Origin of the sequence: Streptomyces sp. GMY02 (assembly GCF_019056675.1) — a bacterium.
Lineage (GTDB): Bacteria > Actinomycetota > Actinomycetes > Streptomycetales > Streptomycetaceae > Streptomyces > Streptomyces odonnellii.
In genome coordinates, this window is sequence record NZ_CP077658.1 from 909,639 (window position 1) to 936,324 (window position 26,686).

Here is a 26,686-nt window from a genome sequence, read left to right on the forward strand (position 1 = left end):
GGGGTGCTCAGGCTCCCTTGAGCAGAAGGGACTGGTAGGTGGTGAACTCGGCGTTGGCGCGGTCGTAGTCGTCGGGGCGGCCGATGTCGAGCCAGTATCCGTCGAACTCGTAGGCGTGCGGGGGATTGCTCGATCTCAGCAGATCCAGGACGAGTTCGTCGAATCCGAGCGGCAGCCCGGCGGTGTAGGCGTCGAGGGTCGCCCGGCTCAGCCCGTAGGCGCCCATCGAGACCCGGTAGTCCATGCTCGGCTTCTCGGTGAAGCCGACGACCCGTCCGGCGTCCGTGGTCAGAACACCGAAGTCGATGTGCACCTTGCGAGGGTACGTGGTGATCGTCAGGGGCGCGCCCGAAGCGCGGTGGCGCAGGAGCACATCGCGGTAGTCGAGATCGGTGAGGATGTCGCCGTTCATCACGAGGAAGGTCTCGGGCAGCCGGTCCCGCATCGTCAGCAGTGGGCCCAGGGTGCCGAGCGGGCTCTCCTCACTGGAGTAGTCGACCTGGAGCCCCCAGCGGGAGCCGTTGCCGACATAGGCGCGGATGATCTGTCCCAGATGGCCGATGGCGAGGGTGCAACTGGTGAATCCCGCGGCGGCGAGCTGCCGGAGCACGATCTCCAGAATGGCGTGCTGGTCGCCGATCGGTACGAGGGGTTTGGGCAGTGCCGTGGTGTAGGGGCGTAAGCGGACGCCCTTGCCGCCGGCGAGGATCACTGCGTGCATGGAATGTCTCCCTGTCTGCGGGGCGGCCCGGCAGGGCCGCCGGTGTCGGGATCGGGCGGAGTGGCCGGGGTGGCGCGCGGATCAGATGTGGTAGATGCCGGCCTTGTAGCGGGTGAGGTTCGCGGGATCACGGAAGAAGTCCGCGGTGCGGGCCAGTCCGCTCTCCAGGTTGTGTTCCGGCGCCCAGCCGGTGGCCGCGCGCAGCCGCCCGGCGTCCGCGACCAGCCGCATCACCTCGGAGTCGGCGGGCCGGATGCGCTGCTCGTCCTCCCGTACCGACAGTTCGGCGCCCATCACCTTGCCGATCAGCCGGACCAGATCGCCGATCGAGATCTCGTCCCCCGTCCCCGCGTTGAAGGTCCGGCCCACGACGGTGGCGGCCGGCACGGTTCCCACGGCCAGGAAGGCACGGACGGTGTCGGACACGAAGGTGAAGTCGCGGGTGGGCCGAAGATCCCCGAGCGTGACGGTCCGCGACCCGGCGGCGACCTGGCCGATCACCGTGGGAATCACGGCCCGCATGGACTGGCGGGGACCGTAGGTGTTGAACGGGCGCAGGACGACGACCGGGGTGCCGAAACTGGCGTGGTAGCTGTCGGCGAGCCGGTCCCCGCCCGCCTTGGAGGCCGCGTACGGGGACTGGGTCTGGATGGGATGGTCCTCGGTGATGGGTACGGTCCGCGCGGTGCCGTAGGTCTCGCTGGTCGAGGTGTGCACCAGCCGGGGAGTGCCCAGCGCGCGGACCGTCTCCAGCACATTGAGGGTGCCCGTCACATTGGTGTCCACGTAACTGTGCGGCGCCTGGTACGAGTAGGGGATCGCGATGAGGGCGGCCAGGTGGTAGAGCGTCTCCGCGCCCTCGGCCAGGGCCCGGACGGAGCCCGGGTCACGCACGTCCCCGAGCACGATCTCGACCTGGTCGAGCACCTCGGACGAAAGGTCCTCCAGCCAGCCGTAGGAGGAGAAGGAGTTGTACTGCACCATGGCCCGGACACGGTGTCCGGACGCCACGAGCGCCTCGGTCAGGTGTGAGCCGATGAAGCCCTCGGCTCCGGTGACGGCTACGAGCGGTACGGATGTCAACGGGTGTCTCCTCGCGTGATCTGCGGTTGGTCGTCTGCGGATGGTGGTGCGGAGGCCGGGCCGCCTCGCCTGGCGGTGGCGCGGTGGGCGCGGCCGGGCCGGTCAGGCGTGCGCCGTCGGCCTGCCCAGCAGCCACAGCGCGCAGCCGATGAGAAGGACCGCCGCGGCGCCGCAGGACAGTGCGAGCGTGAGGGGGGCCGGTGGTGCGTTCAGGAGATGCGCGGCGGTGAGCCCCGCCGCCACCGCGCAGCAGATCGCCGCCGGAAGCCGGCCGATGCCGAACGCCTGGAGCAGCAGAGCCGTCCACAGCGTCGCCCCCAGCGCGACCAGCGGCAGGGCATCGGCTCCGGTCAGCAGCGCGCCGGGAATCAGCGGCAGGACATAGGCCGTCAGACAGCCCGTCAGAACGGCGGCGGAGCGCAGCCGGAAGCCGCGTGGTGTCGTGGCCGCGCGCAGCGCCGCCACCGAGAGCCCCCGGTAGCGGTACAGCAGCCACTCCGCGGGACCCATGCTCACGGTCAGCACGACCACGGCGAGCGTATGGCCGCGCCCCACCCAGAGCACCAGCACCCCGGCCGCCAGGCCGAACAGACCGTACGGCACGGAGGCCCGTAGCGGAGGCCGCCGTACGTCCGGGACGGGAGGCGCCTTGAGTGTTCCCCGCACGGCGTGCCCCGCCGCCGCGACGGCCAGCGCGAGGGTGAGCAGCGGAAGTCCGGTGCGCACCGGCGGACCCGGCTCCCACCAGGGCAGCGCCGCGGCTCCCGCCGTCACCGGGACGAGCGTCGCCAGCAGCACGCGCTCCCGGCCGAGCACCAGCAGGACACCCGCCGCCGCGAGGTAGCAGGACTGCGCCGCGGCGAAGAGCGCCGCGGGACCGGTTCCGGCGACGGCCGCTCCCACGGCCGACGCCAGCAGCGCTCCCGTCGGCGCCCCGGCGAGCAGTGTCCGGCCGGCCTCGTGGGTGCCGACGGCGAGCCGCAGATGCGTACGGTGGCCGAGTGCCTGGCCCCACGCCCAGGAGAGCAGCGCGGCGGCGATCAGCCCCTGGGCCTCCCGTCCGCCGTGCTGGAGCGGGGGGACCAGGAGATACGCCAGGGCCGGCAGGGCGAACAGCGCCCCGCGCAGAACGCACCGCACATGGTCGGGGGCCCAGGGATCGGGTGGAGAAGGCGGCTCCGGAAAGCTGCGGGGCACCTTGCGGAACAGGTCCTCGGCGAGCGAGAACAGATCCGGATGCCCGTACTGACGCTGTATCCGCTCACCGGTCAGCCCCTCGGACTCCAGCAGCGCGGCCACCTCGTACGCGTGCACGGCGGGCCCTATCCGGTCGGCCAGTTCGGCCGCCAGCCGGTCCACGGGATCGTCGGTCCGTGAGCGCCGCCCGACAAGGCCGATACGGGGCAGCCGCAGCGCGAGAGTCGTCTCGCTCCCGGCGGAAGCGGTGCCGGCCGCCAGTCTCAGGGACAGGGTGTCGTCCTGTCCGCCGCCGGGCTCCAGGGGTATCGGGCCGCTCATCCCGCCATTCCCCCGAGATCGACAGCGGCCGGATGTCCGGCGGGGGCGAGACGCGCCGCCCTCGCCGCGGCCGGGAACCGGAGGGTGGGCGCGGCCGGGGACGGCGCCGGGTCCGCGAGCGCCGGAACGGCGGCGGAGCCGGAGCCGTGCTCGGACATTTCGAGATAGATGGCGCGGAACGTGTCCACCGTCTGCCTGAGGGTGAACTGTTCGATCACCCGCAGCCGTGCCGCCTCGCCCATCGCGGCACGCCGCGGCGGATCGGCCAGCAGCTCCAGCGCGGCGGCCGCCATGGCGGCGGGCTCGCGCGGAGGGACCACCAGGCCGGTCGGGCCCACCGCCTCGCGCACCCCGCCGACATCGGTCGAGACGGTCGCCCGCCCGCACGACATCGCCTCGATCAGCGTGAACGGGAATCCCTCGCTGATGCTGGAGAGCATCACCACGTTGCCCGCCGCGTAGGCGTCCTTGATCTCGTCCACCCGGCCCTCGAAGGTGACCGCGTCGCCCTGGCCGAGGGAGGAGGCCAGTTCCTCGCACCGCTCGCGGTAGGCCTCGCCGCCGCGCGGGGTGCCGCCGAACAGCCGGAGCCGCGCACCCGGCAGCTCCGAACGGACCCGCGCGAACGCCCGTATCAGCGTTTCCAGGTCCTTGATCGGGTCGACACGCCCCGCCCAGCTCAGGGTCGGCAGCTCCGGTTCGGGTCCGGCGGGCGGGAACGCGGCCGGATCGACCCCGTTGTACACCGTGCGGATCAGCCGTGGATCGGCTCCGCCCCGCTCCTCCCAGAGCCGGTTGTAACGGTTCCCGGGGGTGATCAGCGCGGCCCTGCGGTACGTCTCCTCCGCCAGCAGCCGGAAGAATCCCAGCAGGACCGCCTTCACGGGCCAGCGGTACGGGGCGGTCCGGTAGCCGAGATAGCGCTCCCGCAGATAGACCCCGTGCTCCGTCAGCAGCAGCGGCACACCGTGGAGTTCGGCCGCGGCCAGACCGGGCAGCGCGGCCACACCGCCGCTGACCGCGTGGCTCACCCCCCGCTCCGGCGGGCGGGCGGCGAACGGACGCAGCGCGTGTTCTAGGAGCCCGGTGGCGGTGACCGCGTCGTACAGGGTGGGGCGGGCCTCGCGTACGGGCAGTCCCCGCCGGTTCCAGACGGCGGTCAGTATCCGTACCGCGCGGTCGTCGCGCAGGGCGGGGCTGAGCGTCCCGTCCTGCGCGGCGCGCGCCATCTCGTACAGCGCCGGGGCGAAACCGCTCTCGGCGGCCGGGTCGAGCAGCGCGGTCAGAAACCGCTCGTACGCGGCCATCAGCCGGCGCAGCGCGCGACCGCGCGGCATGGCCCCGTCGGGAGCGGGCCCCCACATCGGGACCGAGTCCAGTCCGGTCACCTGAGGAGGCAGCTCCCATACGGTGCTCTCGCGGCCGGTTCCGGTGACCGCGACAACATGGAAGTCCACATCGGGCATACCGCTGACGAGCTGGTCGCACCAGACGCTCACACCGCCGTGGCTATGGGGGTAGGTGCCTTCGGTGAGCAGGGTGACACGTGCCGCGCCGGGACGTGGCGCGTGGTGACGCAAGGGCATGGAGGCGCTCCACGGCGAGAAGAGTGCGGGGCATGGCGGGGTCCCGCCGGCCGCGCGGCGGACGGGACCCTGTGCCGGGAGTGGGAGGGCCGGGATCAGTACCCGGTGCCGGGCCGCACGGCCCGCAGCACACCGGCGGGCACCGGCGTACGAGGCGCGGTCCCCGGTGACGGCTCGTCGGCGTGGCGCGCGGCCCGGCCGGCCGGACCCGCCGCCCGGTCCGCCACGGCGGCGTGGCCCGGGTCGGCTGCGGGCACCAGGGCCGGGGGCAGCACGAGCGTGACACGGTCCTGGCCGGCCGCGCGCGAGACCCAGCCGGAGACGGTCCCGGCGTACGGCTGCCCGAAGCCCGTACTTCCCGCCGGAAGGCTCTGGGTCGTTCCGGTCGGCATACCGGCCGGGACTGCGACGTTCTGCGGGGCCTGTACGGTCACGGTGCCGCCGATCCGGAAGGCGGTGACGGCGCCGCTCCTGACGGCGGCGTTCCAGGCGTTGCGCTTGCGCAACTCCTCGCCGACGTCGCTCATCCGGGGGTTGACCAGCGGGGTGTTGTCGGCGTGGAGAGCCGCGTACCGGTCGAGGACCGCGTCCAGCACCGGATATCCGATCCGGTCCTCGGCAAGATTCGACTGGTGCATGAAGTGCGGCCGCGGGTCGTTGCCGAGCACGTGTCCCAGGGCGATGCTCGTCTCCAGCGGCACGATGTGGTCGGCGTAGCCGGTCGCGGTGTCCAGGGGCGCGTCGAGGCAGGTGGTGTTGGCGAGCTCCTCGCACAGTCCGCTGCCGCCCTGCGCCCGGCTGGTGTACAGCCAGTTGTACTCGTCGACCTGCTCGGACGTCCGGCCCGCGTTGTAGAAGATGTTGATCGGATACCGGGCCACGGTGAGCGCGGAGCCGACGGCGCGCTGCCCCGGGTCACGGGAGTTGTCGGAGGCGAGCCAGGCGACGCCGTTGTCGGCGAGCGCCGGAGCGAGATTCGGGTTGTCGTCGGGCTGCTGCGGGAGCACCCTCAGCCCGGAGTGCTCACCGGTCACCAACTCGTCGTTGCGCTGCGGGAGTCCGGCCCGCTCGCCCCACTGCCGGTTGTCGGAGATCTCCCGTGAGATCTCCGTGCGGCCGACATAGCGTGTGCTGCCGTCGGCGTTGGTGGCGCACTTCCACGGGACGACGGAGACATCCTGCTCGCAGCCGAGGAACGCGTGGTCGTAGGTGTGGTTGAGCCAGCGGAAGTCGGCACGCCTGGCCAGGAACTCGTCGGCCGCCGGGTCGGCGCCGTCGTTGTCCACACGGTGCTGCTCGCTGCCGGCGCCGTTGTACGCGAGATCGAGTGTGAAGCCGCGTCGGCGTGACCAGTCGGCGGCGTTCCGTACGTCCGCGGCCGACATCCGGATGGGGTTCTGGGTGCCCTGGCCCGGCGGGCAGTCCACGTCGCCCGGTGTGCAGTTGAGCAGGGGATCCCAGCGGTCGTCGGCGCCGAAGACATCGTCCACGTGGACGGAGAAGTAGTTCCGGGAGGCACCGAGGTGCACCTCCTGGGTCATCCAGTCGACGATGCCCCGGGCGAGCAGCCTGAACTGCTGCTGATACTGGTTGTATACAAAGGTGACCACCAGTTCCCGGCGGCCGTCGTGCCGGTACTCGCCGACGAGGGAGCCCCTGGCCGTGGAGCCGGGGATCGGCGCGTCCACATAGGTGGTGAAGTCGGCGCCGGCCCGGGGACGGGACAGGAAGGCGTAACTCTCCCCGACGTCGGGCGCGTTGTCCTCGAAGGGCACCTCGCCGTCGAGATAGCCGAAGGGACCCGCGTTGCCCGCGGGGGTCACCTGGGCCCGTATGCCGTCGACCGAACCGCTGTAGCCGCCGGCGTTGGGAACTTCGAGGCCGGCCTGGGGGCGCGCATAGGTGTACGCGTCGACCTGGGGGATCCCGTACGCCTGCTCATAGGCGACGAGAGCCGCCATCTCCGGTGAACCTGCCTGGAACGGGTTGTCGTTGGGCAGTACGACGGCCTGGAACTTCGCCCGCGGCCGGCCGTCCACCGTGTCGGCCAGGAACGCCGGTCCGATCACGGGCCGGTCGGAGCGTCCGAGATCCACGAGGGTGTACGGCGTGCCCGCGGCGTCGAGTTCGGCGGCGATGGCGGCCGTGGCGGGGCCGCCGTCGGTGACGACAAGGACACGCAGATCGATACGGGGCGCCGGCTCGTCGGCGATCGCCGGCGCCGTGGGTAACGCGAGCGCGAGCAGCAGCGCTCCGGTGGTCAGTGCGGTCGTGCGAATGCTCCGCTTCATGCGGTCGAATCCCTCCCCAGTGGGCCCGGTCGGCTCTCCCGACCGCCCGGACCCCAACCCCCAGCACGGCGCCGGCCCTCGTACGGAAGGCCGGCGCCGCGCTCTGATGTCTCACATGGTGGTGGGCGCGTGGGGGTTTCGTGCGCCGATTGTGAAACATGACGGAAAAACGCGGGCGATCCCGGTGTCCCGGACCGGCCCTCACGGCGGGCCCGGCATGTCCGCGATCATCCCTTTGCCGCGTGCTGCCCTTGCGGCACAACCGAAGGCGGGATACCCGCGAATGGGGTATCCCGCCCGTGTGCCCTGGGTTGCCCATGCCGTCCCAGTCGTCTCATTCGGCGCGATTACGGCGCTCTTGGCGCTGCGTCACGAAAGTCCGCGACGAGCGGACCGGCGACCCGAGATGTCAGGCGCGGGCAGCGGCGGGAGCCGGGGGCGCCGCGCAGTTCAGCCGGGTCGTCGGCGTGGTGTAGGTGCCGTCCTTCACATTCTGGCCGTAGTTGTACTCGTAGTAGAGGTACGAGTAGAAGGCGATGTCGGCGTTGCAGCCGGAGTCGGCGGCGATGTCGTAGGACAGCGTGACGGTACGGGTCGCCCCGGGCGGGAGCGGAATCTCGTAGTTCACACCGAGAGTGGTGGTGCCGGTTCCGGTGCAGGCGACACCGTCGGCGGTGCACGAGGCGAAGGAGTACTTCAGATCCCTGCGCTGGGTGGTGGCCCAGGTGGGCTGGACGGACTGGTAGACGAACCAGATGTCCGTGGCCTGGTTGTTGGTGAGCGTCATCGTGATGTTGACCGTGGACCCCGGGACGGTGACCGGCTGGTCGACGGAGAAGGCCAGGTCGGGGGTGTCGGCGGCGGCCGGCTGGGCCAGACCGAACAGCGCGGCGGCGAGGGCGAGGACGATGGAGAGACCTAAACGTCTCAGGTGTGTGAGTCGCATGGCGGGAAGGCTAGGAGACCGCCCGGCCCCCCGTCTGCCCCATCGGTCCGCACCCGTCCCGCATCGGCTCGAAGGGCACGCCCGCCCCACACCCGCCTCCCCGCCCCACGACGGCACCCGGACCCCTTGAACGCGCAGGGTGGTCGAGTGGCGACAGTACGTACGGAACAGGGGGCTCCGCAACCTGGGCAAGCCCATGAGAATGGCGCATTCCGTACGCCCGCGCGGCTCGGGGAATCCCGCTCGTCTGTCCGCCGTCTGCGTGCCGCAGGGCCCCGGCGCGGACGCGCGAGGCGTCCGGGTTCGGAGTTCGGGTTCGGCGTCCGGGGTCGGAGTCCGGGTGAGGCAGTCGGCTGAGGCGTCCGGCTGAGGCGTCCGGAAAAAAGTTCGCGGGGCATGTCATCCCGTCGGGCGGCGACCGGGGTTTGAAGGGGTGGAGAGGCGCCCTCCGTACCGTTCGAACCCAAAGACGCACAAGGAGCTGTCCGTTCATGACACGGATCAAGAAGTATGTGGTCGCCGCGACGGTCACGGCGGCGGTACTGGCCGTGCCGGCCGGGGCGTACGCGCTGACGCCGGGCAACGCCTCCCCCGCGCCCTCGGCCGCCGCACCGTCCACGGGGGCCGCACCGTCCATCGGGGCCGCGAAGTCCCGTACGGCGTCGTCCGTCCGCGTCGTGGCACCGGGTGAGCGTGTGAAGGCCGCGCCGGACGTCCTGCTGTGGCTCACCGAGGACGGCAAGCACTGGTCCACCCCGGAGGGCGAACAGTTCCGCAGCGTGACCGACGGCAATCTCGACCTGAGCTCCCCGGGTGTCTCACGCCAGTCGGAACCGGTGGGCGACCGCTACCTCCACTCCGGCGTCTACTACGGAACGCGTGACGCGGCCCGCGTCGAGATCACCACCCGGACGGGCAGGACCGTACGGGCCTCGATGGTGGAGCTGGCGGGCAAACCCGGCTGGGGCGCCTGGTACACCACCACCGAACTGCCCTCCGCCCCGGCGGTGTTCGGCCCCGAGGGCGCGGGCATCGGCGACGCCGGTGAGTCCACGGACAGGCCCGTGGACTTCATCCGCAGCGTGACGCTGTACGACACGGCGGGCCGGGTCCTCGCCACCCTGTCCTCCCCGGTCGGCTGACAGCCCGGGTGGGGGCCCGGGCGGGGACGTCCTGACCGCCCGGGGGAGCCCGGGCCCCCACCCGTACCGCACTCGCTCCTCTGTGCTCCGCCACCGCCGCACCGACCCCGCGCTCTTCACCCGAACCGAGGGACCGCCGCTTGTGCCGTACACGAACGACGACTTCGCCGAGTACGCGGCCGCGGCCTGGCCCCGCCTCGTACGCGCCGCGCATCTGCTCACCGGCGACTTCCACGAGGCCGAGGACCTGGTGCAGACCACCCTCGCCAAGGTCTGTGCGCGCTGGCGGCGCATCCCCCGCGAGGAAGTCGACTTCTATGTGCGCCGGGCGCTCGTCAACAACAACCTCAGCCGGGTACGGAAACGGCGCGTCGTCCATCTGCTGACGCCCTTCCTGCCGGAGGCGGTGCACGGCCGGCACACGGGGCACGCCGAACACATCGAGGAGCGCGCCGCCCTCGCCCAGGCGCTGGCGGCGCTGTCGGCCCGGCAGCGTGCGGTCGTGGTGCTGCGCTACTGGGAGGATCTGAGCGAACAGGAGATAGCCGGCATGCTGAACTGCTCGGTCGGCACGGTCAAGACCCATGCCCGGCGCGCTCTGGAGACCCTGCGCGCCCATCCCGTCATCGCCCGCCGGCTTCCCGTACCGCGCACCGGGGCCGGAGCTGTCCCCGCGAACGGGGCCGCCCCGGGCACCGGAGCCGGAACCGGAGTCCGCCCATGAATCCTCCCTCCGGGACCACACCGCAGCCCGGGACCACACCGCAGCCGGACGACACGCATTGCGGCGTACAGCGGCGCGGGTACGACGATGTGCTGCGCGCCGCCCTCGCGGATGCCGCGAACGCCGTCAGGCCGTCCCCCGTCCCGCTGGCCGCGATCGAACGATCCGGCCGTGCCCGGCGCCGACGCGGCAACGCGGCCCTGGTGGTGGCCGGTTGCGGGCTGCTGCTGGGCCCGCTGGCCGTCGTACTCGCACGTACCGCCCCGCCGCCGGACCCCGTACCCCCGCCCGTGCCGGTCCTCACCGCGCCGCCGACGCCCTCGCCCGCCCCGGCGCCCGCCCGTGTGATGCGGCCGGGTGAGCGGGTGAAGGCGGCGCCGGGCGCGGAAGTATGGCTGACCGAGGAGGGCAAACACTGGTCCACCCCGGAAGGCGAACAGTTCCGCAGCGTGACCGACGGCAATCTCGATCTGACCACCCCCGGCGTCTCACGCCAGTCGGAACCGGTGGGCAACCGCTATCTGCACTCCGGCATCTACTACGGAACGCGTGACGCGGCCCGCGTCGAGATCACGACCGCGACCGGCCGGGTGGTGCGCGCCAAGCTGCTGGAGCTGGCGGGCAGGCCCGACTGGGGCGTCTGGTACGCCACCACCGAGACGCCGCCGGACGCGACGGTCATGGGGCGCGAAGGCGCCGGTGCCCAGGCCGGGACCGGCGAGAACGCGGACGCGCCGACGGACTTCATCCGCCGCGTCACCCTCTACGACGCGGCGGGCGAGGTCCTCGCGATATTGCCTTGAGCAGACGCCCTGGACGCACCTGGTGTGTGGGGCGTTTCAGTCGTCGCGGCCGGCACCGCGATCGGGTGCGCTCATGTCTCCCGTCCCTGGCGTGCCATCGGCGAGCCCGTAGCGCAGGTACACGGTGCCTTTCGGACTGGCCAGCGGCGGTTGGAGAAGGGTGATGTTCGTGGGCACCGCGCCACTCTCGAACACCTTCTTCCCGACGCCGAGTACGACCGGGTGGATCCAGAGGTCGAGCCGGTCGAAGAGTTTCTCGCGCAGGAGGGTCTGTACCAGGTTCAGGCTCCCGACGACCTTCACATGTTCGTGCCGCTCACGGATCTCGCGCACCGCGCCGGCCAGATCCGGGCCGAGCTGGGTGGACCCGGCCCACGAGAGGTCGGGCCTGCCCCGGGAGGCCACGTACTTGGGGACGCTGTTGAAGAGCGTGGCGATCTCATTGTCCTGGCCACCCTCCTGGTGGGGCCAGTAGGCGGCGAAGATGTCGTACGTCCGCCGGCCGAGGAGAAGGGCGTCCGTGCCCTCGTACGCGGCACCGACCTGCGCGCCGCCGACTTCGTCGAACAGGGGTGCCTGCCAGCCGCCGAACGGGAATCCCACCGGGTCCTCTTCGGGGCTGCCGGGCGCCTGCCCGACGAGGTCGAGGGTCGCGAACAGCTCGATGTGGATGAGGCCCATGCCTTGCTCCCGATGAGTTGGTTGTCTCCGTCGACAGGTAGACCTGTGGGCGTCGGCGGACTCATCGTCGGAACGGCATCGGGCTTCGTACTCCTGCTCCTGCTCCTGCTCCTGAGGCGCGCTCCGGCACGGCTTACGCCCGCCCGCACCGGGCCCACTGCGACGCCGATGCCGACGCCGACGTCGGGAGAAGAAGTCAGCCCGGATTTAAATGTGGCTCGTTGTCCAGTCCGAAGAAAATTCCTTCCCGTCGTACCATCGATTAATTTCCGCTTCGCTCACGAGTCCGAACTTTCGATCCATTGTCCTGCCCTCGCATGCCTACGAGGACCCGCCTTACGCTGGGCTCTCAGAGCCGTTGCGGTGTCGAGGTCGCGTCAGGACGACGTTCTGAGTGAGGTGGGCAGTATGAGATCCTCAACGAGTGCCGGGAGGCGATATGCGATTACGTCCGTTTCCTACGCTCGGTTAGGAGGCCAGGTGATGCTCAGGGAAATCAGCACCCACTCCCCCGTACGGGACCGCCTGCACCTCCAAAGCCTCCCCGGTGTGGTGGACCGGCTTCTTCAGCACTGCCATGACATCGGCGCCCCCACACTGACGAACATTCGCCGGACCAGCGACTCGGTGCTCTTTGACTTTGACGGAAATCTGGAGCAACTGCTGCCGCTACGAATGTTCTCGACACTTTCGGTCGTCCTCGATGAATCTGAGCATGCCTGGATCGATGGCTTCGCCGACGCTTTGGCGGAGCTCGAACAGTCGACGAAAAGCGGAGCCATCGGCGCGCTGTCCGGTCCACCCGCCTATCGAGTGGATCGCATCGAGGGCCGTGAACCGTTCATGGAGACGATCAGCACAAAACTCGGCTGGGAGAACGACCCGAAGGCATGGGACGTCAATATCGCCGAGCACGGCCCTTTCCTGCTGGCCGACGTCGGAGCCATGCATCGCTCGCGTCGCTACGCGAAACTGCGTCGCATCCCCGCGTCGGTCAACCCGCTGGTCGGCAGCCTGCTTGTCCAGCTCGCCAAGCCCGAGGCGGACGACACGGTGTACGACCCGTTCTGCGGTTCCGGGACGCTGCTGACCGAGGTCGCCGCCATCGGCAGAGGCGCCGGGCTCCTGGGCACCGACATCTCGCCCACGGCACTGGAAGTAGCTCGTCTGAACCTGAGCGCGGTGGACACCCCGCACCTGCTGGCCCAGGCCCGGGCGGAAACGCTGCCGCTGCCGGAGCACTCCGTCGACCGGATCATCTCGAACATGCCGTTCGGCAAACGAGTCGGCTCCCACCACGCGAACAGCCGCCTGTACCCCCGGTTTCTCGCCGAACTGACCCGCGTACTGAACCCCAAAGGCCGTGCCGTTCTCCTGACCGAGGACAAACGGCTGTTCCAGCAGGCCGTACAGGAGACGAGCGGAATCCGGGTGATCAAGGAGGTCCAGGTGACCAGTGGCGGACTGCATCCAACCGCATACACCATCGAACACACCCAGAAGTCCCGCCGCACCGACCACCACCGGAAGCGCCTGAGCGAGGGCTGATCGCGGGCCTGCCCCGGCCGGTCCACGGGGGATCCGCAGCGAGTGCCAGGACCACAGAGAACGGAAGGCGGTACCGGATTCCTCCGATACCGCCTGTGACCTGCGTAAACGCTGGTCGGGGCGACAGAATTCGAACCTGCGCCTCCTTGATCCGGCATGACGAGTCCGGTGCCCGGGTAGCCGCCGTCGGCGATCGTTGTCGTCAGTCCGACAGTGGCCTTCGCGCCGGATCGATCGGGACAGGTGACTGATGCCGAAGAGACCGCGGAATGGTCAGAGCAAGTACGAGCAGTCCGCCGGCTGCCAGCAGGAACCCGGCCCAGGCGGTGGACAGGGTGCCGAAACCTGCGCTCAACGTGATCGCACCACCGACTGCTCCGAGTGCGTTCGCGAGATTGAGCGCCGCAAGGTTCATCGCGCCCATGAGCGTGGGCGCCTCGGGAGCAAATCGTGTCAGCAGCACCTGGATGGTAGGAATCGCCATCATGGCGCTCGCTCCTACACCGAAGAGGCCCACGAAGAGCGCCGGGAGCCACATGCCGCCAAGCGCGACGACGAGCAGAAATACCAGCACCAGGCTGTAGCCGAGTACCAGCCCTCGAAGGACGAAGCGATCCGCGAACTTGCCGCCGACCTGGTTTCCCACCGCCATTCCCAGGCCGAACACGCCCAAGGCGATCGGGATGACCGACGCTGTCGCACCAGCGGCATCAGTGATGTACGGACCGATGAAGGTGTAGACGGCGAAGATACTCGAAATGCCAAGCGACGCCACGGCGATCATTGCCCAGACCGGGCGCCGGGTGAGGGCACGAAGTTCCTTGGAAACCGAGCCGCCGGACAGGTCGCTGGACTGGGGAACCCACAGGTAGAGGGCAACACCGGCCAGCAGACCCACGGCCGCGACCGCCAAGTACAGCCACTGCCAGCCGAAGCCCTGCCCGATTGCTGTGCCCAAGGGCGACCCGAAGATAGTCGCTACGGTGAGACCGGCCATCACCGTGGCGAACGCTTTTCCTCCCTTTCCAGGACCATACACGTGAGCGGCCACAACGGCCCCTGCTCCGAAGTACGCCCCCTGCACCGTGCCGGTGACAAAACGCGCGACAATCAATGCGCCAATACTTGTAGCCATTGCGGAGAATAGATTGCCGACAATGAACAGGCCGACGAGGCCGAGCAGAAGTGTCTTCCGATTGAGCCGTGCGGCCAGTACGGTGATGAGTGGGGATCCAATCACCACACCCAACGCGTAAGCCGTTACCGCGTAGGTGGCAAGGGCGATCGAGGAGTCGAAGTCGCTCGCGTAAAGCTGGATGATTCCGTTTGTTCCGAACTCGCCAGAGCCGATGGCGAAAGTTCCCAAGGCGAGGGCTGAAAGTGTGAGAACCCTGCGGCGGCGACTGCATGGCTGCGTGGAATCTTTTTCTTTTCCGAGCGTTTGTTCCATTGTCTGCCGCATTGTCGGTGAGCCTTTCTCCTGCTTTACCGATCGGTGAGATTTTCTTCGGGAGATCAGATTCGGGGTTACCCATGAGTGCGCGGAGAACTGGTAATTCCGCGAGAGCCCGCAGGAGGCGTTGGACGGACTGGAAGCCCCTCCAACGCCTTACCTGGATGTTCAGATCCGCATTCAGCGGCCCGCGGCAGCCTTCTCGATGAGGTTGGTGACCGCGCCGGGGTTGGTGACGGTGGCCGCGTGGGGCGCGTCGACCTTGACGGTGCGGGAGTGGGCACGGTCGGCCATGTACTTCTGAGCTGCCGGCGGGAGGGTGTTGTCGTTGCTGGCGATCAGGTACCAGGAGGGGATGGTCTTCCAGGCGGGGGTACCGGAAGGCTCGCCGAGAGCCTGCGGAGTGATGGGACGCTGTGCGGCAGCGAGGGCGGCGGCGTTCTTGGTGCCCAGGGAGTTGCTGAGGAAGACGTCGCGGTACTTGTCGGGCTTGATGTACAGGTCGACTCCAAAGCTGCCGTCAGCCTGGGTGAAGGGCACGGCGTTGAGCGAGGTGGGAACCTGAGCCGTGGGGTCGTCAGAGAGGTGGCTGCCGGGGAACTTCGCACCCAGTGCCGATGCGCTCTCGCCCTCGTCGGGTGCGAAGGCGGCGATGTAGACGAGACCCTTGACGTTGGAATTGCCAGCGGCGGCGTTGGTGATGACGGCGCCACCGTAGGAGTGTCCGGCCAGGACGACGGGGCCCTTGACGGTCTTGAGGTAGTCGGAAAGGTACTTGGCGTCGCTGCTCAGCCCGCGCAGCGGATTGGCCGGCGCGACGACGGTGTAGCCATCCGCCTGCAGTCGCTTGGTCACCCCGTCCCAACTGGAGGCGTCAGCCCAAGCCCCATGCACCAGCACCACAGTGGGCTTCGACTTGCCGGCAGAAGCGGTGTCGGGGCTTGCGGTGGCGGAGGCGGCGATGCCTGCAGCAAGGGCGACGCTCACTGCGCCAACCACGATCAGACGCGAACGACGATGAGAAAGCATGGCGAGTTTCCTTCAGGTTTGATGCGGATACTGACGGTAAGTGAGGATTTCGATGCGGCCGGGTTCGTGTGATCTGCCGGGTCCCGAGGGTCGGTTGGTGGGGCTGGCTGCCTCCCGACTGCTCGACCACCCACATTCACCGTACAGAGTGGATGATGCAGATTGGAACATCCAGGTTCAGACCGTCTACACCACGGCATCCTTGATCGAGGCGTTGACCGGCCTGAAGGTGAAGCCCTCTCCGATCGGGCCTCTACTGCTTTCGACTTGACGCCAGAAGCCTAAAAAGACCTGCTTGACGGAGACGGAACCGGCGACTAGGAGCTGCGGAGGCCCTACTCAGTGGCCGTTCAGTGTTCGTCAAGTAATCACGTTCAAGCTGGATTTCGATCGTTACCGAAGATTTCAGCCTCTGATGGGAGTGCCTCGATGGCAACGACCCATCGCACACCGCAAGTTGGTCAGCCACATGTGAAGAGACCGGCATGTCAATGCGGAGCGTGGCCGCCGACTCCACGTACCTGGCGGGCATCCGGGCGACCGTCAAGGGCCGACTCGTTCTCGTCGCCCACTTCGCCCGCCGCGCCGAGGAGATGCTGAGCGGGCTGGCCGAACAGTGACGCTACTCCAAGGAGTTGTCAGCCTGCGCGACACGGGTTTCCGGAGAGCGTGATTTAGGTCGCGCATCGAGTTCGGACGACGATCCCAGTGCTGTGCGGGATCGGATTGAGACACAGCCTGTGAGCCGACTTGACGAACGATGAGTGGCCACTGAGCAGGGGATCTGCGCCCGTCAGCCGCCAGTTCCGTCTCTGTCAAGCGAGGCTTTTTAGGCTTCGGGCATGAAATCGAAAGCAGCAGGGGCCTGATCGGAGAGGGCACCGCTCCTGACGGGGTTGAGACCCGGTAAGCGGTCGAGCCCCCGGCAGCCGCAAAGCAAATGCCGCCGACGGGCGACCTTGGCGATGCCGCGCCGCCGACAGGAGGCCCGACCGCAGCCGACGCCGTGATGCAGACGGTCTGAGCATCAATATTTCAGGAAGGGGCGGCAGGGTGGTGAAGTCGGTCGTGCACGCAGCAGTCGACTACGAGTTGCAGGCAGATCTTCCATCACGGCAGACGCACGATGCCGAAAGATTCTTCCGTGAATGGGAGAGAGGACCATTCTCTCATTTGAAAAATATCACCATTCCAGACTCCGCCACTTCAACAGACTTCCGCTTTCACGCAAGAGGCCAACTCATCGAGGATGTGCTTTCAGCTCAGGTGTACTGCGACTCAATATCCGGGATCTCGGGCAGTGATCGAGACCAGGATCCAATCGTAGCCGACCTGGTTCTTTCAGGTTGGATTGAATTCGCCAACGGAAGAAACAGAACAGTCGTCAAGCCAGGGCAGATCTGCGTGCGGGACACCAGACTTACCTGGGATTTCGTGTGCGCACCGGCGACCATTGCGCATGTGGTGATGGTACCGCGCCACCTGGTCATTCCCAGGATTGCGTCACAACGCGTCTTCGATGATGCCTTCATGGCCGGCGTTGAGGAACCGGAGGTGAAGTTCTTCCAAGCCGTCATAAATACGGTAAGCAGCAGCAGCGGCGAGTTAAGAGGTTCTTCAGTCGCACAGGGCATGGCCAGAGAAGCCTGCGCCGCTCTTATTTCAGGCATTGTATCGCGTCGGCATAATTCAGAATTGAGTGAGCATTCAAGCGTAACAGTGGCTGCGGCGAAGAAGTTCATTGTCGACAATCTGGGCGACTACGAGCTTTCTCCACAAATGATCGCCCACCATGTCGGGGTATCGCCGAGGACGCTGCACAGATCATTCGCAGCAAATGGTGAATCAGTTATGTCATTTACCCGGCGAATGCGCTTGCAGAGGGCGCACGAAGATCTGGCCAACGCGGGCACCGCAGGCAGCATCTCGGAAATTTCAGCGAGATGGCTCTTTTCTGATGCGAGTCACTTCATCAGGCACTTCAAAGCGATTTACGGTGAAACGCCGGCGGCTTATCTGAGAAACCGAAAGGCTTAATACTCCAGCCGTAGATCGTGACTGGCTGGAGTTGGCTCATGCTCTCCGGGGTTTGCGAGGCTTGGCCCAGTTTCCGCGTGGTCGGTTTCGTTCCTTGGCCAGCATGGCGGCGTCGAACTCGGCCTTGGTGGTGACCGTTCGTGGTTCGGGTTCGAGCACGGCCGCAGTTGATCCCACGGGACGGCCGAGGCCCAGCCGACGAGAGGCATGGTCTCGTTGTAGTGGGGGGCGAACTGCGTGGTGATGAGGGCTGGCGTCTGGTAATTCAGGTCGCGCGCGTGCTCGATAAACGCCTCGGGGAGCAGGACGTGGTGTGTTTCGACGTAGTGTGGGAAGTCCTGGCGCCACAGCCAGGTGCCGTCGGTGACCAGCGATGAGCAGCCCAGGGAGTGGCGGTGCGTGCTCCCGGTGATGACGTCATGGCCCCTTCCATGACGTCGATGAGGATGTGGCCGGCATCCAGGTAAGCCACCAGGTTCGCCTCGTCCGGCTGTCCGACGGGCTGGACGGCATCGCGGAGGGACCCGTTCGGCTGGCCGGGACGGTTGTCGATTTCGTCGTAGAAACCCAGCAATCCCAGCACCGCGTCTCCCTCCACGACGGGTCTTCCATCCCGCTGGCGCCCATGCGCGCGGCCACCGCTGATCACCGGTGTGTGCAGACTAACGATCTTGCGGAGGCCGCGCGTCACAGCGTAGACCCTGCCCGCTGGCAGGAGGCGTTCGAGGTTCTGATGGGCCGGATAGCGGGCCGGTTCGCGCGGGTGGAGCCCGGCGCCGGGTGCGGGACTTGGCGCTGGGGCGATGTCGGACCTGCCCCGCAAGAACTGCTGGTCGATCGCCGAGAAGGCCGGGGAGGCGAGTCCGGACGGCATGCAGCACCTGCTCGGCCGGGCCCGGTGGGATGCCGATCGCGTGCGTGATGACGTGCGCGAGTACGCGCTGGAGCATCTGCGCGACGAGGATGCGGTGCTGGTGGTCGACGAGACCGGGGACGTGAAGAAGGGCACACACACCGTCGGTGTCCAGCGCCAGTACACCGGCACCGCCGGGAGGGCGCAGGCGCCCTGGCTGCGAAGGTGCCCAGGCGGGCCTGGCAGAAGCTGTCGGCCGGGGCCGGCGCCAAGGGGCGCGCCGCTTCTACGACTGGGCTGTCGTCGATCTGGCCGAAGGGCGGCCCGGCAGTCATCGGCTGCTGATCCACCCGCAACCGCACCACCGATGAACTCGCCTACTACCGCTGCTTCTCGCCCGCCCCTGTGCCCCTGGCCACGCTGGCCATGCTCGCTCACGCCTTCCTCGCCGTCGAACACACCCACCATCCCGCTACAGACGGGCTGATCCAGCTCAGTTGCAACGAGATCCAGAAACTGTTCACCACACTCGTCGTCTGGGCCGTACACGATGCGGCCCACCGCCTCGCATGGTCCTCCTGGCGACGGCGCCACCAGGCCCGAGCCCAAGCCGGCCACTACTGGCGACAAGCCGCGAATCCGACCTGAAGATCACGATCTACGACTGGAGTACCAGGCCGTGCCTTTCGGGCCCGGTGCGGAGCGGAACCTGGCCTCAGGCGGGCGCCGCACCGGGCATCGACCGCAAGGTATGTTCGGATCGTCTCACCGAGGTCGGCCGTGTCGGGGCCGGGTTGCTCGCCGCGCCGGCGGAATCGACCAGGCTCTGCATCTCGGCAGCAACCGCGCTCACGAGAGCATCGGCCTGGGATTCGGGCAGGGCAGAACCCTACGAACTGTCTTGGCGTCTGGCGGGCTCCCTCAACGAACCAGGACAGTTCCGCACCCAGCATCCGGGAATCGCGCAAACCGCCGCCCCCTCTGGTGACGGCCTGCTCGAAGTCGGGGAAGTGGGGGCTGTGACGTCGACGAGCAGTTCGTGGGCCCCAGTAGTGAACAGGCGGGCATCGAAGGGCCGGCTGATCGTGCTGCCGCTGCTGGCGTGCTGCAGTGTGTCGTCGACAGGGCGCTGGTGTGCTTGGCCCCGTGCTTCTCCACGAGGTGGCTGCCGTACGTGAGATGAAAGCCCACCCGGTCAGGGTGGGCCCGCACAACGGGGTCCCATACGTTTCTATCCGAAGGTGACCCAGCTACCACAGTTATTGAGGATGTATCCGTCCACCGAGCTCTCTCTGCACGCCCGGAACCGTCGGATGTCACTTGAGGTGTTCTGAGAAGCAGCGGCGCCTGACTTCACCCATAGCTGGCCGCTGGTTCCGTCCCAGAGGTCGTACTGAATGCTCCCCCGGAGCGTGCCGGCCTCCGTGGATCCATATACGAACACCCAGCCGGCAGCCCCATTGCCCGGCTCATTGTCTATCGCGGCATGAGTGCCACGGAAGTAGGCATCTGTCTGCGCGGCCGAGGCAGACTGAGCGAAGAGCATACTCACGGAAGCAGCAACAGTTGCGACGATCGCAAACCTCTTGGCGCGACTTACATTCTTTGGCATCTTGCGGTCCTTCCTTTGGCGTTGCGACCGTAATGACACATAACGGGATCTCTCGATGGCTTCAGCGCCATTCCCAGCGATCGCGACCTGATGCTAACCACACAGCGCACGAGCTCTCCAACAGTAATTTTCCAATTCTCCAGGAGTTCAACTCGGAACTCCGTCGGGGCCCCACCAAAGAAGGCGCAGACGTCACAGCGGCAGAAGATCTCGCTCAGTGGTGGCCGCGAGCCGATACGGAAGCCGCTGAGGAGACAGTTCTGCATTGCCCGCAATGAGTGGTCCGCTCTTGAGAATGATGACGACCGCGACAACAAACGGCCGCGACTTGCCCAGAAGTTCTGAGGTCAATGGGAATCCTTGACTGGGGTTACAGAGTTGGTATGGCCTCAATCACTGAGTGATCCCGCGTCTTGCTCCAGCCAGCCCATCGGATGCGTGCCGCGTCGCCTTGCGTCAAGGACATCACGCCGGACGAGGGCGGGGATAGAACGAGAGCGCCATGGCTCATGCGTCCCTTGGGCCGGCGCAACCACGCCGGGGAAGCGTTCGTGTCAGCGGGGGTCTCGACGCAGATGAATGGGCAGCAAGCCCTGCGTACTCAGGCCGTCACTGGAGCGGCCCACCGCATGGTCGTCTCGTTGGCATCCGACCTCTGTGGTTCTGCCCCTCGACCCACAGCACCGGGAGCAGACTGCTCGGCGTCACCGCACAGACCGGGGCTGCCGGCAGCTTTCCCGCGGCCACCGATGTTGAGGCGTCTCGCCACTCCCGCGCCGCGGCCGTGTCAGACCAGCTCGCGGTTGGTTGAATTCCGGACTGGCCTCCTCGGGCGCCGCCGCCCACGGCCCCTGTTGCCCGTGCGTACCCCAGCACATGGAATTGGACGACCGGTCTTGACGTCGACTGAATGATCCGTGGATGTCACGCAGACCCCCGCTCCAGTCTTGTTCCGTGCCCGTCCAGTGCAGCGCCGTACTTTTGCATCAAGCGGAAAGGAGCGGAACCGTACCGCATTAGTCACATCCTCAAGAGGATCAAACGCAGTCGCCACGGTCGCTCCGAACAGACCTGCCCCGGCCAAGCTTGACCACGTCGACGGCGTACGCGAACCGACACGCCGTCGCCGCCGCACTCAGTGCGGGCAGGTTCGCCTATGTCAGCCAGCAGCGTCTCGGGTTGCACAGCTCGCACGTCGCCGTCGAAATACGCACCCCCTGCCCACCGCCGTCCCAAGTGAGAGGTTGCGCCACGATGAACAACAATCCGACGATCGTGCTCGTGCACGGAGCTTTCGCCGATAGCAGCGGCTTTAACGCGATCACCAAGCGGCTGGTCACCGACGGCTATCCAGTGGTCGCCGCAGCGAATCCGCTTCGGGGGCTCTCCTCCGACGCGGCGCATGTCAGGGCGCTGCTGGAGAGCATCGAGGGCCCCATCGTGCTGGTCGGACACTCCTACGGTGGTGCGGTCATTTCCGCGGCCGCCGCAGGCAACGCGAACATCAAAGCACTCGTCTACCTGGCAGCATTCGTGCCCGAGGCCGGCGAGAGCGCACAAACACTGGTCGAAAAGCTCCCGGGTAGCACGGTGGGAGAGTCCCTCAAGCCGGTGCCGCTGCCCGACGGGCAGGTCGATCTCTACATCAATCCGAAGGTCTTTCACCCCAATTTCGCGGCCGATGTCCCGGCCGAGGAGGCCACCCTCTACTCGATCACTCAACGTCCGGCCGCCGGCGCCGCCCTGGGCGAACCCGCCTCCGGCCCGCAAGCCTGGCACTCGATCCCGAGCTACAACCTGATCAGCGGTGCCGACAAGATCATCCCGCCCGCGACGCAGGAGTTCATGGCTCAGCGCGCCAACTCGAAGGTCCGGGTGGCGGAGGGTGCTTCGCACATGGTCTTCGTCTCGCGTCCTGGCGCGACAGTGGCTGTCATCAACGCGGCTGCACGTGAGTGAGCTCTCGCATCGACATCTCTGTGCACCTCAGAGCACCAAAAAAACATTGACGCAGCGTGTTACCGAAGGAGAGCCATGTCAGAAAAAGTGATACCTGGCCGCAATACCGCAGGCATTCAGAGCGACATCGTCGTCTTCCACATCGGACTACGCATCAACCGGATTCGATCATTTTCAAGTTGGGTTCCGGCCTTCATGTCGATGCCGCGAATGCTACGTGAGCTGTCGCAAGAAAAGGGCAGCGGACTTCTCGGCTATAAATTGCTCTTCGGGAGTTTCCGGGACTTCTACGTTGTCCAATACTGGACCAGCAAGGAACATCTGCTCGCTTATGCCCAGCAGAAGGACATGGAGCACCGTCCAGCCTGGACTGCGTTCAACCGGCGGGCGCGCAATGGAAAGGGCCACGTGGGTATTTGGCACGAGACGTTCCTCGTCCCAGCAGGTTCCTACGAGATGGTGTACGTAGACATGCCGGCATATGGTCTCGCCGGCGCCACGAGTGTGGTGCCGGTCGCGCGACGTGGCGACACGGCGGCCCAGCGTCTGAGGGCGACAGAGAAGTAGGGCCGACCCGCCTCGTGGTCCTGCGGCGGCGTCACGTTAACCGGACGTCAAACCGTGGCCTGGCGCACGACGTCGCAAGCGCCAGCGAGCACCAGGTTGTCCAGTCGCACAGTGCGGCGGATCCGCGCGCCGACGCACACTACAGGGGCGCGATCGCGGCGTTGGGGTCCTGCCACAGTTGCGCCGATGCCTGGCCGATCGTCTCGACCGGCAGAGCCTCAGGCGCGGGGATGCCGCCCAGCAGGCGAATCGCTCCGGGCGGCAGGGGCAGCCAGGCCGGCGTCGACGAAGCCCTTCGGTGCCGAGAGCCCACGGGCCAGGGCCGTCAGCCCGCACTGTTCCTCGGGGCCCGCGGTCACGCGTTGGCTCCGGGTCCTGAGAGGAATCGTTCGGCACGTCGCGCGAACAGGTGCGCTTCGCATGCGGTGGATTGTGTGTAGGCCCGTTCGGCGACGGCCCGGACAGCGGTGGGGGGCGCGCCACGGGCCTGCAGTAGGCGTGCCTTCACCAGCAGGAGCAGCCCTTCGGCGTAACGCTGGCCGTAGTCCCGCATTGTCTGGTCGGCCCGGTCGAGAGCGGTGTCGGCTCGATCGGGCAACCCGGCTGCCAGCCACATCTCAGCGATCAGTGCGTAGTGGTAGGTGATGCCCCACTGCGGCGGATGGAGCAGGTTGGCGACCAGGAGTTCCTCGGCCTCGGCTGCGGCGCCGGCCGGGTCCTCGCCGGTGAGGGCGCGTGCCCAGCACCAGCCCTGCCGGATGTAGTGGTCCCTCTGGGTACGGAGACGGGCGAGGCCGGCGGCGGCCCACCGCTCGCCGGCTCGCCGTGCCGTTTCGGCGTCCCCGGCCATGGAAGCGATCATGGTCGTGTAGTAGACCCGGACCGAGACCGCATAGGAGTCCCCCGGGGAGTCCCAGGTGTTGACGAAAGCCAGCGCCGCGTCGACATCACCGCGCAGCGCGGTCATGACCGCCCGCATGAAGGGCTCTTCCCTGATGGTGCTGCCGTCCCGCCGGAGCGGTGTCACTTCGCCCGGGGCAACGGTGCCGCCGGCAGCGACGACATCCTCCTCAGTGAAGGATCGGTATGCCTCGCCGATGTTGCCGGTGTCCCACTGATGCAGGCCCCAGGCGACCCGGCCGTAGCGTCGGACGACCGGATCTGAGGACGCCTCACCGAGCTCGTGCATGCGGCGGGCCAACTGCCCACGGCCGTTCTCGATGGAGGTGTGGGCACCGATCAGGCGGATGAAGAGGAAGTCGGCGGCCTCCGCCTCCCGGCCGAGGGTGCGGGCCAGGTATTCGGCCCGCTCCAGCAGGTCGAATGTCGACGCGTCGTACCCCGACTGCCGTCTGATAACAATGGCGAGCAGCGTGAGGGCGGAGAATTCCAGCTCCATGAGTCCTGAAGCCCGGCCGACCTGTACGGCGGAGCGCAGCTGTCGGCCGGCGGACTCGAAGGCGAGTTTGGCTCCCGCGCGGCGTCCGGCGCGGATCAGCGCCTCCGCGGCGCGGACGGGCTCGGCGAGGGGGCCGGCGGCCCACAGGTGGTATGCCAGGCGTTCGGCGACGTCCTCATCGTCGGCATGGATCTGTTCGAGAGCGTCCGCGATGCGCAGATGCAGCCTAGTGGCCTGCTGTTTCGTCGCGGTCCCGGAGACCGACTCGCGAACCAGGTCGTGTGCGAAGCGGAGCGAGGACGGATCCTGCGGCCCGGTCTCGAGCAGCCCGAGAGTCTGCAGCGGCTCCAGGCGATGGAGACAGTCCGCCACGTCCACACCGGTGGCGCGGGACAGCAGCGTGAGGTCGACGTCGCGGCCGATGAGCGCGGCCACATGCAGCAGGTCGCGGGCGCGGTCGTCGAGCCCGGCCATCCGGTCACGGACGACGTCATGGACCGTGGACGGGACCCCGGCCGACGCGGACGTATCACCGTCACCGATCGCACCGGCCCCGCTGAGGAGCCGGGACAGTTCGCGGACGAAGAACGGATTGCCGGAGGTACGGGCGTGGATGGCGCGGGCGACGGCGTCGCCGGGATCCTGGCCGGCCTCGTGGCGGATGAGTTCGGCCACGTCGGCCGGGCTGAGCGGGCCGAGCCGGAACCTGCGGTGACCGGGCCGCCTGCTGACAGCGGCCAGCACCCGCGAGAGATCCGGGCTCAGTGCGGGCGCGCGGTCGCGCAGCGCGCCGATGACCGCGGTGCCGTGGGGCAGCCGCCCCGCCAGGTGCTGCAACAACTGCAGAGAGGTGGCGTCGGCCCACTGGAGGTCATCGAGTACCAGGAGTACCGGCCGCCGCGCCGAGGCCTGTCCGACGAGGGCGACGACCTGTTCGAACAGCCGGAACTGGGCGTTGCCGTCGGGAAACTCCCGGGCAGCGTCGTCCCGCGCCGCAAGGAGGCTTCCCAGCCCGCCGGTGAGCCACTGTTCGCCCGCCGGAGCGGGCAGACTGTGCACCACCTGGCTCAGCGCCTGCTCCCAAGGCCACATCGCCGGTGTCCCGTCACCCTCCAGACACGAGCCCCAGACGGTCAGTGCACCAAGCCGCCCCGCCACAGCGGCGGCCTCCTCCAGCAGCCGGGTCTTGCCCGCACCCGGTTCACCCTCGACAATGCCGATCGCGGTGCCGCCGGCAAGTGCACGCTCCACAATCCGCCCCAGCGTGGCGAGTTCCTCCACCCGGCCGATCAACGTCGCCGCCGCAGTCCGCCCGGCCTCCCCGTCCGCCTCCCGCACAAACGGCAACGCCGGGAGCTGCGTGAGAATCCGCCGGTGCGCGTCCTCCAGCGCCGGACCCGGATCGATACCGAGCTCGTCGGCAAGCCGGTCACGGACCTGACGAAACACCGACAGCGCCTCCGCCTGGCGTCCAGTCGCGCCGAGAACGCCGATGAGACCGGCCAGCACGGGTTCGTTGAACGGCGCCATCGATGCAGCCAGCTGCAAAGCCCCAAGCACCCGCTCCGGCCGGCCCACCGACACAGCAAGCCCCGCCGCAGCCGTGCACGCATCGTAGAACTCGTTGTCGAGAGCGGCGAAAACCGTCACGGCCGTAGTCCCGTCGGCGATACCGTCACCCGCCGAGCCATGCCAGAGCCCGAGCGCCCCGACGTAATGATCGAGGGCCACCTCCTGATCATTCCGGGCCAGCGCGGCCCTGGCGGCCTCGACAAGTTCCCGGAAGGCAACGAGATCCAGCATGGCGGGGCCGGCGGCGAAAAGGTAGGAATTGCCACGACGGTGCAGATACGAACCGGCCTCGCGGACGGGCCGCAGAGGCTCGAGCAGCCGCCGCAACGCACCGACATACTTCTGGAGAATGTTCACAGCCGACACCGGAACGTCCTCAGCCCAGATCAAGTCGACCAACTCGCTCGTACTGATCGGCTTGCCCGCACGGGCAAGCAGCACCGCAAGCAGGTACGACTGCTGCCGAGGCCCGGCATCCAGCTCGACACCATCCCGCCAGACCCGCAACGGACCGAGAATCTGCAGACGCAGACCTCCGCCGGAGGAAACCATCCCCACCCCTACCCCTGCTCACGCACCGACCACGATCATCAGCGGCGTCGCCACCTTACGGCTGACCCGCAGCCCGGGTCCATCCGCCGACGCGACCACTGGGCGCTGCTGATCGTGGCGCGCACTCGGCCGCGCGCAGCGCCCGCGCCGGCCGCCGATCCACGCGGCGACCCTTACGGAGAACGCCGCCCGGACCGTGATCGCGTCAGGGGCGTGCCGTACAACCCCCACCGCGCGGCCAGAACGGCTCGAAGACGCGGATCGCGGAAGCTGCGGGAAACCTGGTTCCGCAACGACCGGAACGTCGACGGGAAGATCCGCTCGACACTGGGCGCACCCGCTTTTCGTACGCCGGCGGGGAACGATGCGAAGACATTGCGCGCGGTCAGCCCGGCCATGGCCCGGCAAGTGGTACGGAAGAAGCCGTCGATGGCGTCGGCCTCAGCGGGAAATCGTTCCTTCAGGCGCGCGCGGAACCGTTCCTCACCACCACATCGGCTTCCTCGTCCGACACCATCGGCAGCCTCCAGCCATCTGTCCTCCGAGGCGCTCAGATTGGCCGAACCGGCTTGACGTCGACTGAATTATCAGTGAAGGCCACCCGGAATCA

The 26,686-nt window shown here is 67.9% G+C and carries 19 protein-coding genes and 2 pseudogenes; 9 read left to right on the forward strand and 12 right to left on the reverse strand.

The genetic code is table 11. From position 1 onward, the window contains the following. Positions 1–7 precede the first annotated feature (7 nt). The 6 genes from KQY30_RS03750 to KQY30_RS03775 all read right to left on the reverse strand — a co-directional run bounded on the left by KQY30_RS03750 (position 8) and on the right by KQY30_RS03775 (position 8,145). Positions 8–721: a nucleotidyltransferase family protein gene (locus tag KQY30_RS03750; protein WP_046507547.1), complete on the reverse strand. Its 714-nt coding sequence runs from the start codon at positions 719–721 to the stop codon at positions 8–10. A gap of 81 nt (positions 722–802) precedes the next feature. Then, complete coding sequence (locus tag KQY30_RS03755) at positions 803–1,804, reverse strand: SDR family NAD(P)-dependent oxidoreductase (RefSeq protein ID WP_217305545.1); 1,002 nt, start codon at positions 1,802–1,804, stop codon at positions 803–805. A 102-nt stretch (positions 1,805–1,906) separates the two neighbouring features. Beyond that, positions 1,907–3,322: a hypothetical protein gene (locus KQY30_RS03760; protein ID WP_217305546.1), complete on the reverse strand. Its 1,416-nt coding sequence runs from the start codon at positions 3,320–3,322 to the stop codon at positions 1,907–1,909. Further along, positions 3,319–4,908: a GT4 family glycosyltransferase PelF gene (pelF, locus tag KQY30_RS03765; protein WP_217305547.1), complete on the reverse strand. Its 1,590-nt coding sequence runs from the start codon at positions 4,906–4,908 to the stop codon at positions 3,319–3,321. Before pelF ends, KQY30_RS03760 begins: the two co-directional genes overlap by 4 nt. Before the next feature lie 95 nt (positions 4,909–5,003). Next, positions 5,004–7,199: a hypothetical protein gene (locus KQY30_RS03770; protein ID WP_217305548.1), complete on the reverse strand. Its 2,196-nt coding sequence runs from the start codon at positions 7,197–7,199 to the stop codon at positions 5,004–5,006. 409 nt (positions 7,200–7,608) lie between these two features. Further along, entirely contained in the window at positions 7,609–8,145 is a 537-nt protein-coding gene (locus KQY30_RS03775) for a hypothetical protein (RefSeq protein WP_217305549.1), read from the reverse strand. Between the two features lie 491 nt (positions 8,146–8,636). Between KQY30_RS03775 and KQY30_RS03780 the strand changes: the two genes are divergently transcribed. The 3 genes from KQY30_RS03780 (at position 8,637) to KQY30_RS03790 (ending at position 10,814) form a co-directional block, all read left to right on the forward strand. Next, positions 8,637–9,287, forward strand: a complete 651-nt coding sequence (locus KQY30_RS03780; protein WP_217305550.1) for a hypothetical protein — start codon at positions 8,637–8,639, stop codon at positions 9,285–9,287. Between the two features lie 142 nt (positions 9,288–9,429). After that, a complete protein-coding gene (locus tag KQY30_RS03785; protein ID WP_217305551.1) occupies positions 9,430–10,011 on the forward strand; it encodes a SigE family RNA polymerase sigma factor in 582 nt (193 codons plus the stop codon). After that, on the forward strand, positions 10,008–10,814 hold the full coding sequence (locus tag KQY30_RS03790) for a hypothetical protein (RefSeq protein ID WP_217305552.1): 807 nt from the start codon (positions 10,008–10,010) through the stop codon (positions 10,812–10,814). Before KQY30_RS03785 ends, KQY30_RS03790 begins: the two co-directional genes overlap by 4 nt. A gap of 36 nt (positions 10,815–10,850) precedes the next feature. Here KQY30_RS03790 and KQY30_RS03795 read toward each other — a convergent pair whose 3' ends face one another. Further along, on the reverse strand, positions 10,851–11,495 hold the full coding sequence (locus tag KQY30_RS03795; protein WP_217305553.1) for a dihydrofolate reductase family protein: 645 nt from the start codon (positions 11,493–11,495) through the stop codon (positions 10,851–10,853). A gap of 549 nt (positions 11,496–12,044) precedes the next feature. Between KQY30_RS03795 and KQY30_RS03800 the strand changes: the two genes are divergently transcribed. Then, complete coding sequence (locus tag KQY30_RS03800; protein WP_217305554.1) at positions 12,045–13,043, forward strand: methyltransferase domain-containing protein; 999 nt, start codon at positions 12,045–12,047, stop codon at positions 13,041–13,043. Between the two features lie 135 nt (positions 13,044–13,178). On the opposite strand, the pseudogene KQY30_RS03805 reads toward KQY30_RS03800, so the two are convergent. The 3 genes and pseudogenes from KQY30_RS03805 to KQY30_RS03815 all read right to left on the reverse strand — a co-directional run. Next, positions 13,179–13,279, reverse strand: a pseudogene (locus KQY30_RS03805) (IS5/IS1182 family transposase); the annotation flags it as partial. Beyond that, the gene (locus KQY30_RS03810) at positions 13,246–14,505 is read right to left on the reverse strand and encodes an MFS transporter (protein ID WP_367997388.1); all 1,260 of its coding nucleotides are present in this window, start codon (positions 14,503–14,505) and stop codon (positions 13,246–13,248) included. The pseudogene KQY30_RS03805 and the gene KQY30_RS03810, both read right to left, overlap by 34 nt. Before the next feature lie 171 nt (positions 14,506–14,676). Next, on the reverse strand, positions 14,677–15,525 hold the full coding sequence (locus KQY30_RS03815; RefSeq protein WP_217305556.1) for an alpha/beta fold hydrolase: 849 nt from the start codon (positions 15,523–15,525) through the stop codon (positions 14,677–14,679). A 485-nt stretch (positions 15,526–16,010) separates the two neighbouring features. Between KQY30_RS03815 and KQY30_RS37080 the strand changes: the two genes are divergently transcribed. From KQY30_RS37080 to KQY30_RS03825, 3 genes and pseudogenes are all read left to right on the forward strand, one after another. Beyond that, positions 16,011–16,145 carry a hypothetical protein gene (locus tag KQY30_RS37080; protein ID WP_302185299.1) on the forward strand — a complete coding sequence of 45 codons (135 nt, stop codon included), beginning with the start codon at positions 16,011–16,013 and terminating at the stop codon, positions 16,143–16,145. Positions 16,146–16,578: 433 nt separating this feature from the next. Continuing rightward, the gene (locus tag KQY30_RS03820; protein WP_217305557.1) at positions 16,579–17,562 is read left to right on the forward strand and encodes a helix-turn-helix transcriptional regulator; all 984 of its coding nucleotides are present in this window, start codon (positions 16,579–16,581) and stop codon (positions 17,560–17,562) included. A 733-nt stretch (positions 17,563–18,295) separates the two neighbouring features. Continuing rightward, positions 18,296–19,063, forward strand: a pseudogene (locus KQY30_RS03825) (transposase). A gap of 1,156 nt (positions 19,064–20,219) precedes the next feature. Here KQY30_RS03825 and KQY30_RS03830 read toward each other — a convergent pair. Further along, a complete protein-coding gene (locus KQY30_RS03830) occupies positions 20,220–20,378 on the reverse strand; it encodes a hypothetical protein (RefSeq protein WP_217305558.1) in 159 nt (52 codons plus the stop codon). A gap of 903 nt (positions 20,379–21,281) precedes the next feature. Here KQY30_RS03830 and KQY30_RS03835 point away from each other — a divergent pair. Further along, positions 21,282–21,986 carry an alpha/beta fold hydrolase gene (locus KQY30_RS03835; protein WP_217305559.1) on the forward strand — a complete coding sequence of 235 codons (705 nt, stop codon included), beginning with the start codon at positions 21,282–21,284 and terminating at the stop codon, positions 21,984–21,986. A gap of 75 nt (positions 21,987–22,061) precedes the next feature. Next, positions 22,062–22,553, forward strand: coding sequence for a DUF4188 domain-containing protein (locus KQY30_RS03840; RefSeq protein ID WP_217305560.1), 492 nt, complete (start codon positions 22,062–22,064; stop codon positions 22,551–22,553). A 355-nt stretch (positions 22,554–22,908) separates the two neighbouring features. Here KQY30_RS03840 and KQY30_RS03845 read toward each other — a convergent pair whose 3' ends face one another. After that, entirely contained in the window at positions 22,909–26,076 is a 3,168-nt protein-coding gene (locus tag KQY30_RS03845) for a BTAD domain-containing putative transcriptional regulator (protein WP_217305561.1), read from the reverse strand. Positions 26,077–26,686: the final 610 nt, after the last annotated feature.

Excerpts from the sequence above, each read along its gene's own strand:
- KQY30_RS03750 (WP_046507547.1), bottom strand. The coding sequence starts at position 721 with ATGCACGCAGTGATCCTCGCCGGCGGCAAGGGCGTCCGCTTACGCCCC.
- KQY30_RS03760 (WP_217305546.1), bottom strand. The coding sequence starts at position 3,322 with ATGAGCGGCCCGATACCCCTGGAGCCCGGCGGCGGACAGGACGACACC.
- pelF (WP_217305547.1), bottom strand. The coding sequence starts at position 4,908 with ATGCCCTTGCGTCACCACGCGCCACGTCCCGGCGCGGCACGTGTCACC.
- KQY30_RS03770 (WP_217305548.1), bottom strand. The coding sequence starts at position 7,199 with ATGAAGCGGAGCATTCGCACGACCGCACTGACCACCGGAGCGCTGCTG.
- KQY30_RS03775 (WP_217305549.1), bottom strand. The coding sequence starts at position 8,145 with ATGCGACTCACACACCTGAGACGTTTAGGTCTCTCCATCGTCCTCGCC.
- KQY30_RS03780 (WP_217305550.1), top strand. The coding sequence starts at position 8,637 with ATGACACGGATCAAGAAGTATGTGGTCGCCGCGACGGTCACGGCGGCG.
- KQY30_RS03790 (WP_217305552.1), top strand. The coding sequence starts at position 10,008 with ATGAATCCTCCCTCCGGGACCACACCGCAGCCCGGGACCACACCGCAG.
- KQY30_RS03795 (WP_217305553.1), bottom strand. The coding sequence starts at position 11,495 with ATGGGCCTCATCCACATCGAGCTGTTCGCGACCCTCGACCTCGTCGGG.
- KQY30_RS03810 (WP_367997388.1), bottom strand. The coding sequence starts at position 14,505 with ATGCGGCAGACAATGGAACAAACGCTCGGAAAAGAAAAAGATTCCACG.
- KQY30_RS03815 (WP_217305556.1), bottom strand. The coding sequence starts at position 15,525 with ATGCTTTCTCATCGTCGTTCGCGTCTGATCGTGGTTGGCGCAGTGAGC.
- KQY30_RS37080 (WP_302185299.1), top strand. The coding sequence starts at position 16,011 with ATGTCAATGCGGAGCGTGGCCGCCGACTCCACGTACCTGGCGGGCATC.
- KQY30_RS03835 (WP_217305559.1), top strand. The coding sequence starts at position 21,282 with ATGAACAACAATCCGACGATCGTGCTCGTGCACGGAGCTTTCGCCGAT.
- KQY30_RS03840 (WP_217305560.1), top strand. The coding sequence starts at position 22,062 with ATGTCAGAAAAAGTGATACCTGGCCGCAATACCGCAGGCATTCAGAGC.
- KQY30_RS03845 (WP_217305561.1), bottom strand. The coding sequence starts at position 26,076 with ATGGTTTCCTCCGGCGGAGGTCTGCGTCTGCAGATTCTCGGTCCGTTG.